The organism is Erwinia sp. CGal63 (assembly GCF_037026505.1).
In the GTDB taxonomy this organism is placed as follows: Bacteria; Pseudomonadota; Gammaproteobacteria; order Enterobacterales; family Enterobacteriaceae; genus Erwinia.
On sequence record NZ_JAKUMN010000001.1, the window covers coordinates 884657 to 897877 of the forward strand.

A 13221-nucleotide genomic window follows, 5' to 3' on the forward strand; every position below is an offset into this window, starting at 1 on the left:
ATATCAGGCAATCCACAGAGTGTACCGCACTCCGGGTTTTCCCCCAAAGTTTGCCGGGACGACTGACGCTTTTTCGCGCTGGCAAAGAGAAGAGCGCGCTCAATCTTAAAAGGCCGCGATAGCGACGAAGAATACGCCCAACGTTATTACGGTAATGAGAATTATTATCAATAAAGACTTTACAACGCTTTGTGAGAATGATTATTATTCTTCTGCGCTTCAACGGGGCTCTACCAGAGAAGGGCACGACATTGCTCACATTGCTTCCAGTATTTTTAGCCCGCCCTGCGCGGGCTTTTTTTTGTGCGGCCTATACCGCTTCGGCACTGTTGCGATGCGCTCAGGAGTGTTGCGTAAGGCCGCGCTCTTGCGGCAACTGTCGCTGCAGGAGCGGCACTCCCCTGCTCAGGCGCCGATGCTGATAACAGGCATGACCTCACCAGGCAGCCCGCAGCTATACTCAGATGACAAAGGAGGCGCTTATGTCTGAAAAAATTCATCTGTTACAGGGCGATATCACACAGATCCCGGTTGAAGCCATTGTTAATGCGGCCAACTCGTCGCTGCTGGGCGGCGGCGGCGTGGACGGCGCTATTCACCGCGCGGGCGGCGGTTCGATTCTGGCGGAATGCCGTAAAATCCGCGAGCGGCAGGGCGGCTGTCAGCCTGGCGACGCGGTAATAACCGGCGCGGGAAATCTACCCGCGAGCTACGTTATCCATACCGTAGGCCCAATCTGGCAGGGCGGAAAAAAAGGCGAGCCGGAAATACTGCGCAGCGCCTACAGCCGCTGCTTCGATCTGCTGGAGGAGAAGCAAATCCCCGGCGTCTCTTTTCCCAATATCAGCACCGGCGTCTATGGCTTTCCTAAAGCGCTGGCGGCGCAAATCGCTTTAGAAGTGATAACCAGCCGGCTGAACTCGCCAATCGAACGCGTCAATATCGTCTGCTTCGACGCGGAAAATTATGCCATCTACCGCGATCTACTGGCATAGCTTCAGCTTTCGTTGTTGATAGCAATATTGTGTTTTTTCATCATGGCGCGCAGCTGGTGATAGGTTACACCCAGTAAGTCTGCGGCGCGTCGCTGGTTATAACGTGCCTGTTCCAGACTGCGATGCAGCAGATCTTTCTCCTGCTGATGCTGCCAGCGGCGTAGATCCAGCGGCAGCGAAGGCAGCGAAGGCAGCGCATCAGCGTCGGGCTGTGCTTGCGGCAGCGCAATCCAGCCGCGCTGAAAAGGGTTAACAATAATATCATCCAGCGCTTCTTCGCTGTCGCCATGACGATAGACAGAGCGTTCCACGACGTTTTTCAGCTCGCGTACGTTGCCCGGCCAGCTATGGGCCAGCAAGGTCTGCTGCGCCTGCGCGGTAAAGCCGGGGAAAAAAGGCAGGCCAAGCTCGCGACACATCTGAATGGCGAAATGCTCGGCCATTACCAGAATATCGCTGCGGCGCTCGCGCAAAGGCGGCAGCTGCACCACGTCAAAAGCGAGCCTGTCGAGCAGATCGGCGCGGAACTTTCCCTCTTCGGCCAGCTGCGGCAGGTCAGCGTTAGTGGCGCAGACCAGGCGTACGCTGACCTGTAATGGCTGGCTGCCGCCAACGCGTTCGAGCTGGCCATACTCGATGACCCGCAACAGCTTCTCCTGCACCAGCATCGGCGCCGTCGCCAGCTCGTCCAGAAACAGCGTGCCGCCGTCGGCGCGCTCGAAGCGGCCCAGATGACGCTTTTGCGCGCCGGTAAAGGCGCCAGCCTCATGACCGAACAGCTCAGAATCCAGCAAATTTTCGTTCAGCGCCGCGCAGTTCAGCGAAATAAACGGGCCCTGCCAGCGTTCGGAGAGGTAGTGGAGTCGGCTGGCGATCAGCTCCTTGCCGGTGCCGCGCTCGCCGATAACCAGCACCGGCTTGTTCAACGGCGCCAGCCGCGAAACCTGCTCCAGCACCTCCAGAAAATTGTTTGACTCGCCCAGCAGCGTCTCTTTTTCCATTATTTTCACCAGATGTTGGTTAATTACGCCACGTTAAACAATCGCTGTCGGCGTGTAAAGTGAGCAGGTTCAATAAAATCAACAGGATAAAATTTGGCACGCTATTTGAATAGTATTAGCCGTAACCCAATTAACGCTAAGAGGATAATCATTATGGGTATTTTTTCTCGTTTTGCCGACATCGTGAACGCCAACATCAATTCGCTGCTGGAAAAAGCGGAAGATCCGCAGAAGCTGGTGCGCCTGATGATTCAGGAAATGGAAGATACGCTGGTGGAAGTTCGCTCTACCTCAGCCCGCGCGCTGGCAGAGAAAAAACAGCTGCTGCGCCGCATCGAGCAGGCGGAGATTCAGCAGGCCGAATGGCAGGAGAAGGCCGAGCTGGCGCTGCGTAAAGATAAAGACGACCTGGCTCGCGCCGCGCTGATTGAGAAGCAGAGGTTGAGCGATCTTACCACCTCGCTGACCCGCGAAGCGGAGCAGGTGGAAGAGACGCTGAGCCGCATGAAGGGCGAGATTGGCGAGCTGGAGAAAAAGCTGAGCGAAACCCGCGCTCGCCAGCAGGCGCTGACGCTGCGTCATCAGGCTGCTTCTTCTTCCCGTGATGTTCGTCGTCAGCTGGATAGCGGTAAAATCGATGAGGCGATGGCGCGCTTTGAATCTTTCGAACGCCGCATCGACCATATGGAAGCCGAGGCCGAGAGCCACAGCTTCGGTAAAAAGAAAACGCTGGATCAGCAGTTCGCCGAGCTCCAGGCCGACGATGCCATCTCTGAACAGCTGGCAGCGCTGAAAGCGAAAATGAACCGTAGCGAATAACTGGCCGCGGGCATTCTGCGGAGTGCCCGGCATTTGATTTCAAAGGAGAGTGAATGAGCGCGTTATTTCTGGCGATACCTCTGACCCTGTTTATGCTGTTCGTGGCGCCGGTCTGGCTATGGCTGCACTACAGCAAGCGTCAGAACAGTGATGCCACACTGTCGCAGGACGAGCTGCAGCGGCTGCAGCAGCTGACTCAGGATGCCCGCAGAATGCGGGAACGTATTAAGGCGCTGGAAGAGATCCTTGACGCGGAACACCCGAACTGGAGGCAGCCATGAACGGCAAAAAACTGTACCGCATTCCCGCTCGCGGCAAGGTAAAAGGCGTTTGCGCCGGAATTGCCGACTACCTGGATATTCCGGTGCGGCTGGTTCGGGCGATTGTGGTGCTGTCGATGATCTTCGGACTCTTTATGGTCACGCTGGTCGCCTATTTTATTCTGGCCTTTGTGCTGGACGAGATGCCGCAAAGCGTCGAGCAGGGCGAGCGGGCGCCGACAGCGCACATGCTGCTGGACAGGCTGGAAGCGGAGCTGCGCGGCGGCGAGACGAACCTGCGGGATATTGAACGCTACGTCACTTCTGAAACATTCAGCGTGCGCAGCCGTTTTCGTCAGCTGTAACAACCACTAATTTACCGGAGAAAACCATGCGTAACTGGCAATCTACTTTACATCGCAACGCCGCGCCAACGCTGAAAAAGGCCGGTAAATTTGTGCTGCTCGGCGCCCTTAGCTATGGCCCGGCAGGGCTGGCGGGCTTCGCCGTGAAATCGGTCGCCCGTCGTCCGCTGAAAATCGTGCTCGCCTGGGCGCTGGAACCGCTGATCCGTCGCGCGCTACGCGGCGCGACCGCGCGCTGGAATAAACCCTGAAAGTCGCGGCTATGCTATCCTGAGCCGTCGGCTTAAAGGATACTGACCCATGAAACGACTTCAGACAGAACTGATTTCCCTGATGAATCGGGGCGCGGATCGCCATCTGCGCCTCGCCGTCACCGGCCTGAGCCGCAGCGGCAAAACGGCTTTTATCACCTCGATGGTCAACCAACTGCTTAACGTCAACACGGGCGCGCGCCTGCCGATGTTTTCCGCCGCGCGGGAAGGGCGTCTGTTGGGCGTCCGGCGCGTGCCGCAGCGCGATATGGGCATTCAGCGTTTTACCTTTGATGAAGGTATGGCGCAGCTCTACGGCGAGCCGCCCGCCTGGCCTACGCCAACGCGCGGCGTCAGCGAAATGCGTCTGGCGCTGCGCTATCGCTCACGTGAGTCTCTGCTGCGTCATTTTAAAGACAGCGCTACGCTCTATCTGGAAATCGTCGATTATCCCGGCGAATGGCTGCTGGATCTGCCGATGCTGGCGCAGGACTATCTGAACTGGTCGCGGCAGATGACTGGCCTGTTGCAGGGCGATCGCGCCGTCTGGGCCGGGCAGTGGCGCAAGCTTTGCGACGGGCTGGATCCGCTGGCGCCGGCGGATGAAAACCGGCTGGCGGAGATCGCCGCAGCCTGGACCGACTATCTGCTGAAATGTAAGCGGGAAGGGCTGCACTTTATCCAGCCCGGACGCTTTGTGCTGCCGGGCGAAATGGCGGGCGCGCCGGCCCTGCAGTTTTTCCCCTGGCCGCAGGCGGAAGAGGCGAACGAAACCCGGCTGGCGCAGGCGGATGCCACCACCAATATCGGCATGCTGCGCGCCCGCTACAACTACTATTGCCAGCACGTGGTGAAAGGCTTTTATAAAAACCACTTTTTGCGTTTCGACCGCCAGATCGTGCTGGTGGACTGTCTGCAGCCCTTAAACAGCGGGCCGCAGGCGTTTAACGATATGCGGCTGGCGCTGACGCAACTGATGCAGAGCTTCTCCTATGGCCAGCGCACACTGTTCCGCCGCCTCTTTTCGCCAGTAATCGACAAACTGCTGTTTGCCGCGACCAAAGCCGATCACATTACCAGCGATCAGCACGCCAGCCTGGTTTCGCTGCTGCAGCAGCTGGTGCAGGACGCCTGGCAGAACGCAGCCTTTGAAGGCATCGCTATGGAGTGTCTGGGGCTGGCGTCGGTGCAGGCCACGCAAAGCGGGCTGGTGGATCATCAGGGAGAAAAGATACCGGCGCTGCGCGGACACCGGCTGGCCGATAATGACCCGCTGACCGTTTTTCCGGGCGAAGTGCCGCCGCGTCTGCCGGGCGGCGCGTTCTGGCAGCAGCAGGGATTTCATTTTGAACAGTTCCGGCCGCAGCGGATGGATACCGACAGGCCGTTGCCGCATATCAGGCTGGACGCGGCGCTGGAATTTTTACTGGGAGATAAACTGCGATGAACGCACCACTTAAACCGCGCATCGATTTTGCGCAGCCGCTGGCGACGGAACAGGCCGAGGCGATCAAGAGCGCCAGGCACTTTACGGAACAGGAGGCGAGCTTTATCGCCGTTGAACCCGAGTCGCGGCCGGAAGAGGAAGACGCGGGCGAAAAGGCGGTGGAAGCGGCGCTGCGGCCGAAACGCAGCCTGTGGCGCACGCTGGTGAAAACCGGGCTGGCGCTGTTTGGCGTCAGCGTGGCGGCGCAGGGCGTGCAGTGGACTTACCACGCATGGCAGGCTCAGGACTGGATAGCGTTAGGCGGCTGCGCGGCAGGCGCGCTGATCGTCGTAGCCGGTGCAGGCTCGCTGATAGCCGAATGGCGGCGCCTGTATCGGCTGCGGGAAAGGGCGGAAGAGCGCGACATCGGCCGCGAGCTGTTAAACAGCCAGAGCATGGGAAAAGGCCGTGAGTTCTGCGAAAAGCTGGCGCGGCAGGCCGGGCTGGATCGCAGCAATCCGGCGCTGCAGAGCTGGCACGCCTCGCTGCACGAGACGCATAACGATCGCGAAGTCGTGGCGCTTTACGCGCAAATCGTACAGCCGGTGCTGGATAATCAGGCGCGTCGCGAAATTGGCCGCAGCGCCGCCGAATCGACGCTGATGATCGCGGTCAGCCCGCTGGCGCTGGTGGATATGGCGTTTATCGCCTGGCGCAACCTGCGGCTGGTCAACCGTATCGCCGCGCTGTACGGCATCGAGCTGGGCTATTTCAGCCGCATTCGCCTGTTTCGGCTGGTGTTGCTGAATATCGCTTTCGCCGGCGCGTCGGAGCTGGTGCGGGAAGTGGGTATGGACTGGATGTCGCAGGATCTCGCGGCGCGCTTTTCGGCACGCGCTGCCCAGGGGATCGGCGCTGGCCTGCTGACCGCGCGGCTGGGCATCAAAACGATGGAGCTGTGTCGTCCGCTGCCCTGGCTGGCCGACGATAAGCCGAAGCTGGGCGATTTCCGCCGCGATTTAGTGACAAAGCTGAAAGAGACGCTGCAGAAATAGGCGACTGTCAACTTTTCCTTCCAGAACGCTTCTTGGCCCTGCTTTGATGGAGTATTATTAAAACCCGCCCGGAATCAATAAAGGTTTATCCATGCGTCTGGAAGTTTTTTGTCATGACCGGATTGGTCTGACCCGCGAACTGCTCGATCTGCTGGTCGAAAGAAATATCGATCTGCGCGGCATCGAAATCGCCCCTGTCGGCCGTATCTACCTTAACTTTTCAGCGGTGCCTTTCGAGCAGTTCAGCCAGCTGATGGCGGAAATCCGCCGTATTCCCGGCGTGACCGACGTGCGCACCGTGGCGTTCTTACCTTCCGAACGTGAACACCGTGCGCTGAGCGCGCTGCTGATTGCGCTGCCTGAACCGGTGTTTTCCATCGATACGAAAAGCAAAATCGAGCTGGCTAATCCTGCCGCTCAGGCACTGTTCGCGCTGAACGAAGAGAAAATGCGCAACTATGGCGCCGGCGCGCTGATTAACGGCTTTAACTTTCAGCGCTGGCTGGAAAGCGATCGTATTGAGCCGCAGGCGCATCACGTGGTGCTGCAGGGACGCGATTTTCTGATGGAGATTACCCCTGTTTTCGCGACGGGCGAAAACGAGCAGGCGAACAATCCGGCGGGCGCGGTGATTATGCTTAAATCCACCGCCAGGATGGGCCAGCAGCTGCAGAATCTGGCAGTCAACGACGACAGTGAATTTCAGCATATCGTCGCGGTAACGCCGAAAATGCGTCAGGTGGTGGAGCAGGCGCGTAAGCTGGCGATGCTGGATGCGCCGCTGCTGATCGTGGGCGACACCGGCACCGGCAAAGATATGCTGGCGCGCGCCTGTCATCTGCGCAGCGCGCGCGGCAAAAAGCCTTTTCTGGCGTTGAACTGCGCTTCGCTGCCGGATGACGTGGCGGAAAGCGAGCTTTTCGGTCACGCGGCGGGCGCTTATCCCAACGCGCTGGAAGGGAAAAAAGGCTTTTTCGAGCAGGCCAACGGCGGATCGGTGCTGCTGGATGAAATCGGCGAAATGTCGCCGCGCATGCAGACCAAGCTGCTGCGTTTTCTCAACGACGGCACCTTTCGCCGCGTGGGCGAAGAGCATGAGGTGCATGTGGACGTGCGGGTCATCTGCGCCACGCAGAAAAACCTGACGGAGATGGTGCAGCGCGGCGAGTTTCGCGAAGATCTCTTTTATCGCCTGAACGTGCTGACGCTGAACCTGCCGCCGCTGCGCGATCGCCCGCAGGATATTTTGCCGCTGACGGAGATGTTCGTTGCTCGTTTCGCCGATGAACAAGGCGTCGCCAGACCGCGGCTCTCATCTCAGCTCAACGCTTTTCTCAGCCGCTACACCTGGCCGGGCAACGTGCGCCAGCTCAAGAATGTGCTCTACCGCGCGCTGACGCAGCTGGAAGGCTACGAGCTGCGCCCGCAGGATATTATTCTGCCGGAGTTCACGATGGATATTCAGCTGGGCGAAGAGGCGATGGAGGGATCGCTGGACGATATCACCAGCCGTTTCGAACGCTCGGTGCTGACCAAACTCTATCTCTCCTATCCCAGCACGCGCAAGCTGGCGAAACGTCTTGGTGTTTCCCATACCGCTATCGCGAACAAGCTGCGCGAATATGGCTTGAGTAAAAAAACGGATGGGGAAGGAAAGTAGCGGGCAGGCGGAGCTACGGCTCCGCTGAGGTTATTGCGCGCCAGACTCAGTGGAAAGGGATTCGCACATGGAAAGTAAAGCTTATATTCGCGCCGTTATTCAAAGAGAAATTGAAAATGAACTAAAGAAATTCGGCGAGTTTACCTGGGCCTATATAGTGCTTCAAAAAAAGAGTATGCAGCTCGCCTTTTATGCCACGAACTATCCGCAGGAGTGGGTAACGCACTATTTTGAAAATAACTTACAGTGTACCGATCCAGTAGTCAGCATCGGATTAAAAAGCCTGACGCCTTTTGCCTGGAACAAGCAGACCAAAGGCAGCAGCTATCCTCATGGCGATGATTTGCTTGCCAGGGCAGCAGAATATGACATCAACGCAGGCTACACTTTTGTCCTGTACGATTATTTTAATAATCTGGCTATGTTAACGTTGCTGGTAAATAGAGATGTAGTAAAAGATATCCAATATCTTCTTCATTTTCATAAAGACCGATTGAATCTATTTTTGGCCAGGTTGCATGAAAAATATCTCTCTTTAGATTTTTCGGAAAAATATAGTAAGCCGGCATCATCCACGCTTTTAACCCCAAGAGAAAACGCTATTCTTTATTGGGCCAGCGTAGGGAAAACCTACGAGGAAGTAGGAATCATTCTGGGGATAAAAACGACCACGGTTAAATTCCATATGGCGAATATTGTCAAGAAACTGGGCGTTGCGAACGCCCGACAGGCGGTTTGCCTGAGCGTTGAACTTCGGCTGATTAAACCGGAAAATTAAGGGCCGACTGGCCCTTAATTTTATTTCAGCGCGGCCAGCGCGGCATCGTAATCGGGTTCGGTGGCGATCTCGTCCACCAGCTGACTGTGCAAGACTTTATCCTGCTCATCCAGCACCACGACCGCGCGGGCGGTAAGGCCCTGCAACGTGCCGTCGCTGAGCGCGACGCCATAATCCTCTTTAAACGCCGCGCCGCGTAGCGTGGAGAGCATTACCACATTGTTCAGCCCTTCAGAGCCGCAGAAGCGCGACTGGGCAAACGGCAGATCGGCAGAGATGCAGAGCACCACCGTGTTGTCCGTTTTTCCCACCAGCTCATTAAACTTACGCACGGAAGCGGCGCACACGCCGGTATCCACGCTGGGGAAAATATTCAGCACCTTGCGCTTGCCTGCATAGTGGGCGAGCGAAACATCAGAAAAATCTTTGGCTACCAGCGTAAATGGCTTAGCCGTCTGGCCCGGCGTCGGCAGTTCGCCTGCCACAGCGACCGGATTGCCCTGAAAATGTACGGTCTGAGTCATAACCTTTCCTTATAAGCGCGGTAAACTGAATTCTGAGTGTAAGACATGGCGCTAAACTCCAACAGAGCAAAGCACAACATTTCCTGCTTTATTGTCAAAATCGTCCCGCAATAGCTATGGTGTTGAGGGAACTATTTCACTGCCAAAAGGAACCGCTAATGAGAAAAGTGAAAGTCGGGCCGGAAATCTGGCCGCTGCGCGCGCCTTTTGTTATCGCGCGCGGCGGCCGCAGCGAAGCGGGCGTGGTGGTGGTTGAACTGGAAGAAGAAGGCGTCACGGGCGTCGGCGAAGCCACGCCTTACGCACGTTATGGCGAAACCGCAGCTTCGGTACAGGCGCAAATCGCGGCGCTTGCAGGCGAGCTGGAACAGGGAATGACGCGCGAGGCCCTACAGCAGGCGCTACCGGCGGGCGCGGCGCGCAACGCCATCGACTCCGCGCTATGGGATCTGGAAACCCGCAGGCTGAACAGCGATCTCTGGCGCATCAACAATATTCTGCGGCCCGATGTGATCGAGATGGCGCAAACCATCAGCATCGACTCGCCGGAAGTGATGGCCAGCGGCGCGCTGGCGCTGTGGCAAAACGGCGCCAGGCTGCTGAAGGTGAAAATGGACAACACCCTGATTACCGAACGGCTGGTGGCGATACGTACCGCCGTGCCGAAAGCCACGCTGATCGTCGACGCCAACGAATCCTGGCACAGCGAAGGATTGGCGGCGCGCTGCCAGCTACTGGCGGATTTGGGCGTGGCGATGCTGGAGCAGCCTCTGCCGGCTGCGGAAGACGCGCTGCTGGCTAACTTTATCCATCCCTTGCCCATCTGCGCTGACGAAAGCTGCCATACCCGCGAAAGTTTGCCTCAGCTGGTGGGACGCTACGAAATGGTCAATATCAAGCTGGATAAAACCGGCGGCCTGACCGAAGCGCTGGCGCTGGCCGCCGCCGCGAAAGAGGCCGGGCTGGAGGTGATGCTGGGCTGTATGCTCTGCACTTCAAGGGCGATCCGCGCTGCGCTGCCGCTGGTGGACAAAGCCCGTTTTGTCGATCTGGACGGGCCGACCTGGCTGGCGCAGGACGTGGCGGCCGGGCTGCCTTTCCGCTGCGGTAAGATTCTGCTTTCAGAAGGGTCTGCTTAACAGCTGCACCAGCGCGGTGAGGTACTTTTCGCTGGCTTCATCGGCGGAAACGGGAGGCAGCTCGGCTGTGATCACCGGCAGGCCCAGATCGGCGCACCAGCTGCCGAACGATCCGGGCGTAGCGTAGCCGACTGAGGTGACCAGCGGCAGATGCAGGTTTTCTGCCAGCCAGCTGGCCGTCTCGCTGCCAAGCGGATCCTCAATGCAGGCCAGCGGCTCATGAAAACTCACCACCCAGGCCGGTTTCAGCTGATGAACCAGCGCGCACAATGCCTGCGTTTCCGGCTCGGAACCGGCGCTTTCTCCCGCCGACAGCGTCACGTCCCGCTCATCCGCCGCGCTGTTCCAGCGATAAACCGTTTCGCCCGGCTGCCAGTTGGCTGCCGGAAAATTGCGATTGAGATCCACGCCGCGAGCGTTGGCGCGCAGACCCAGCTGGCAGCCGTCAGGGTTGACGGCCAACACCACGTGATGCCGACGATGGCGCTCCTGCAGCGTGCGCATCGCACAGGAGAGCGTAATAACCGCCGCCGTCTCATCGCCGTGCGTGCCGGCCAGAATCAGGCCGCTGTCGTCCTGCGCTTCGGGAGCGGGAAACCAGAGCAAGGGCGCGCCCAACACGCTGGTGCCATAGCGTTGATACTCTGCGTTGAGTTTACCGCGACGAGGGCGCGGATGATTCAGAGGCATAGCGACTCCTGGATTTTCTGCAAAAGCTTTTTATAGCAGAGTCGTGGCAGGGAAGGGATCGCCTTTCTCCGCTCTGTGAAGCGGCGCGCCGGAAATTGCTGTAATAATGACAATAAGTTGCGCTAAAGTTCTTGTTACTGATTCCGCCGTTATGTGCGAGGTATCCCGATGGGGAACGCTTTTCGTTTTACGCTGACGCTGCTGACGCTGAGCGTCAGCGCCTCTCTCAGCGCCGCCGAGGTGCCATCCGGCACGCAGCTGGCCGCCCGCCAGGAAGTCGTGCGCCATATCAAAGATGAGCCCGCTTCGCTCGATCCCGCTAAAGCGGTAGGACTACCGGAAATTCAGGTTATCCGCGATCTCTTTGAAGGATTGACCAACCAGGATGCGCAGGGGAAAAGCGTGCCGGGCGTCGCCGAACAGTGGCAGACAACCGACAATAAAACCTGGATTTTCACGCTGCGTAAGGATGCCCGCTGGTCAAACGGCGATGCCGTGACCGCCCGCGATTTTGTCTACAGCTGGCGTCGCCTGGTCGATCCTAAAACCGCCTCGACTTTCGCCTGGTTCGCCGATGTTGCCGGCATCGCCAACGCCGCCGCCATTACCCGCGGCGAAATGACGCCGGACAAGCTGGGCGTGACCGCGCTGGACGATCGTCGGCTGAAGGTGACGCTGGATAAGCCAGTGCCCTGGTTTGTCAGCCTTACCGCTAACTTCAGCCTCTATCCGGTGCCTGAAAAAGTGATTGAACAGCAGGGCGCGGCGTGGACGCAGCCCGGCGAACTGGTGGGTAACGGCGCCTATAAACTGCAGGAAAGAGTGGTGAATGAAAAGCTGGTGCTGGTGCGCAACGATCGCTACTGGGACAACGCTCGCAGCGTGATCAATAAAGTTACCTTTGTGCCCATCAACGAAGAGTCGAGCGCCACCAAACGCTATCGCGCGGGCGATATCGATATCACTGAATCCTTTCCCAAAAATATGTATGGCCTGCTGAAAAAGCAGTTGCCGAACGAGGTTTATACCCCGGAACAGTTGGGCACCTACTATTACGCTTTTAACACGCAGAAAGGGCCAACGGCGGACGTCCGCGTGCGCAAGGCGCTGTCGTGGAGCATCGATCGCCGCATTATCGCGGAAAAAGTGCTGGGCACCGGCGAGAAACCTGCCTGGCGCTTCACGCCGGACGTTACCGCTGGTTTTCAGCCACAGCCCGGCTTCCTGCAGCAGCACAGCCAGGCGGAGCTGAACGAACAGGCAAAGGCGCTGCTGGCGGCAGCGGGCTACGGGCCGACGCATCCGCTGAACCTGACGCTGCTCTATAACAGCTCTGAAAATAACCAGAAAATCGCTATCGCCGTCGCCTCTATGTGGAAAAAAAATCTTGGCGTTGGAGTGAAGCTGCAAAACCAGGAGTGGAAAACCTATATCGACAGTCGCAACAGCGGAAACTTCGACGTTATCCGGGCTTCCTGGGTTGGCGACTACAATGAGCCTTCCACTTTTCTGAGCCTGCTGACCGCCAGCCACAGCGGCAATATTTCGCGCTTTAAGGACGCTTCCTACGACGAGCTGCTGGCGAAAGCGAGCAGAGAAACCAGCGAGGAAAGTCGCAATCAGGATTACAACCGTGCCGAGCAGATTCTGGCGGATCGGGTGCCCATCGCGCCCATATACCAGCTCTCTAATGGCCGTTTGATCAAGCCCTGGGTGAAAGGCTACCCGATAACCAATCCGGAAGATGTCGCCTATAGCCGGATGCTTTATATCCTCAGGCATGACTGAGGATGTTGCCTCGTTAGCGGCTAACGCTCAATAAGCCAGCAAATAGTGCGGGTGCTTCATGCATCGTTATCCGCCTCACGGCGGATAATCATTGACCATGACCCTACGCTATCAGGTGCTTTATGACTAAAATCGTGACCTTGTTCTCGTTGATGCTGCTGTTGTCAGGCTGCGCGTTTAAACAGTATCCCGCTTCGCCGCCGGTCAGTGAAGTGCAGCAAACCACGCTGGATTGCCCGGCGGTGGAGAAAGAGATTGCCAGCCAGCAACAGGTGCAGCGGCAGATTGATAAGACCGGTGAATTTGACGGGCTGACCGTACTGGGCTTTATCGGCGATTTCGGTATCGGCAACGGCGTGGCGAAAGGCCTGGCGCAGAAACATGCCGATAAGCGTATGAACCAGTTAAAATTATTAGAGAAATCAAAGTGCCATCTGGCTATGGCGAGCTAAAAAACGAATTACGAGATA

The 13221-nt window shown here is 57.8% G+C and carries 15 protein-coding genes; 12 read left to right on the plus strand and 3 right to left on the minus strand.

Annotation, left to right across the window (positions count from 1 at the left end):
- Positions 1-482: 482 nt before the first annotated feature.
- On the plus strand, positions 483-995 hold the full coding sequence (locus tag MKZ79_RS03985) for an O-acetyl-ADP-ribose deacetylase (RefSeq protein ID WP_336140301.1): 513 nt from the start codon (positions 483-485) through the stop codon (positions 993-995).
- A gap of 2 nt (positions 996-997) precedes the next feature.
- Here the strand turns inward: MKZ79_RS03985 and pspF are convergent, their stop codons facing one another.
- Positions 998-1996, minus strand: a complete 999-nt coding sequence (pspF, locus tag MKZ79_RS03990) for a phage shock protein operon transcriptional activator (RefSeq protein ID WP_336140302.1) — start codon at positions 1994-1996, stop codon at positions 998-1000.
- A 153-nt stretch (positions 1997-2149) separates the two neighbouring features.
- Here pspF and pspA point away from each other — a divergent pair, with 153 nt between their 5' ends.
- The 8 genes from pspA to MKZ79_RS04030 all read left to right on the plus strand — a co-directional run bounded on the left by pspA (position 2150) and on the right by MKZ79_RS04030 (position 8610).
- Positions 2150-2815: a phage shock protein PspA gene (gene pspA / locus MKZ79_RS03995; RefSeq protein ID WP_336140303.1), complete on the plus strand. Its 666-nt coding sequence runs from the start codon at positions 2150-2152 to the stop codon at positions 2813-2815.
- A gap of 53 nt (positions 2816-2868) precedes the next feature.
- Complete coding sequence (gene pspB / locus MKZ79_RS04000) at positions 2869-3096, plus strand: envelope stress response membrane protein PspB (RefSeq protein WP_336140304.1); 228 nt, start codon at positions 2869-2871, stop codon at positions 3094-3096.
- Entirely contained in the window at positions 3093-3440 is a 348-nt protein-coding gene (gene pspC, locus MKZ79_RS04005; protein ID WP_336140306.1) for an envelope stress response membrane protein PspC, read from the plus strand. Before pspB ends, pspC begins: the two co-directional genes overlap by 4 nt.
- Positions 3441-3466: 26 nt before the next feature.
- Entirely contained in the window at positions 3467-3691 is a 225-nt protein-coding gene (pspD, locus tag MKZ79_RS04010; protein ID WP_336140307.1) for a phage shock protein PspD, read from the plus strand.
- A gap of 49 nt (positions 3692-3740) precedes the next feature.
- A complete protein-coding gene (locus MKZ79_RS04015) occupies positions 3741-5138 on the plus strand; it encodes a YcjX family protein (RefSeq protein ID WP_336140308.1) in 1398 nt (465 codons plus the stop codon).
- The gene (locus tag MKZ79_RS04020) at positions 5135-6172 is read left to right on the plus strand and encodes a YcjF family protein (protein WP_336140309.1); all 1038 of its coding nucleotides are present in this window, start codon (positions 5135-5137) and stop codon (positions 6170-6172) included. The genes MKZ79_RS04015 and MKZ79_RS04020 overlap by 4 nt, the downstream gene beginning before the upstream one ends.
- A gap of 91 nt (positions 6173-6263) precedes the next feature.
- On the plus strand, positions 6264-7832 hold the full coding sequence (gene tyrR, locus MKZ79_RS04025) for a transcriptional regulator TyrR (protein WP_336140310.1): 1569 nt from the start codon (positions 6264-6266) through the stop codon (positions 7830-7832).
- Between the two features lie 67 nt (positions 7833-7899).
- Positions 7900-8610 carry a helix-turn-helix transcriptional regulator gene (locus tag MKZ79_RS04030; RefSeq protein ID WP_336140311.1) on the plus strand — a complete coding sequence of 237 codons (711 nt, stop codon included), beginning with the start codon at positions 7900-7902 and terminating at the stop codon, positions 8608-8610.
- Positions 8611-8630: 20 nt separating this feature from the next.
- Here MKZ79_RS04030 and tpx read toward each other — a convergent pair whose 3' ends face one another.
- The gene (gene tpx, locus MKZ79_RS04035; protein WP_336140313.1) at positions 8631-9134 is read right to left on the minus strand and encodes a thiol peroxidase; all 504 of its coding nucleotides are present in this window, start codon (positions 9132-9134) and stop codon (positions 8631-8633) included.
- Positions 9135-9292: 158 nt separating this feature from the next.
- On the opposite strand from tpx, the gene ycjG reads away from it, so the two are divergent.
- Positions 9293-10273, plus strand: coding sequence for an L-Ala-D/L-Glu epimerase (gene ycjG / locus MKZ79_RS04040; RefSeq protein ID WP_336140314.1), 981 nt, complete (start codon positions 9293-9295; stop codon positions 10271-10273).
- Here the strand turns inward: ycjG and mpaA are convergent.
- Complete coding sequence (mpaA, locus tag MKZ79_RS04045; RefSeq protein WP_336140315.1) at positions 10256-10963, minus strand: murein tripeptide amidase MpaA; 708 nt, start codon at positions 10961-10963, stop codon at positions 10256-10258. The genes ycjG and mpaA overlap by 18 nt on opposite strands.
- Positions 10964-11131: 168 nt before the next feature.
- Here mpaA and MKZ79_RS04050 point away from each other — a divergent pair, with 168 nt between their 5' ends.
- Positions 11132-12751 (plus strand): peptide ABC transporter substrate-binding protein, encoded by a 1620-nt coding sequence (locus tag MKZ79_RS04050; RefSeq protein WP_336140316.1) that lies wholly within the window; start codon positions 11132-11134, stop codon positions 12749-12751.
- Between the two features lie 122 nt (positions 12752-12873).
- Positions 12874-13203 (plus strand): hypothetical protein, encoded by a 330-nt coding sequence (locus MKZ79_RS04055; protein WP_336140317.1) that lies wholly within the window; start codon positions 12874-12876, stop codon positions 13201-13203.
- Positions 13204-13221: the final 18 nt, after the last annotated feature.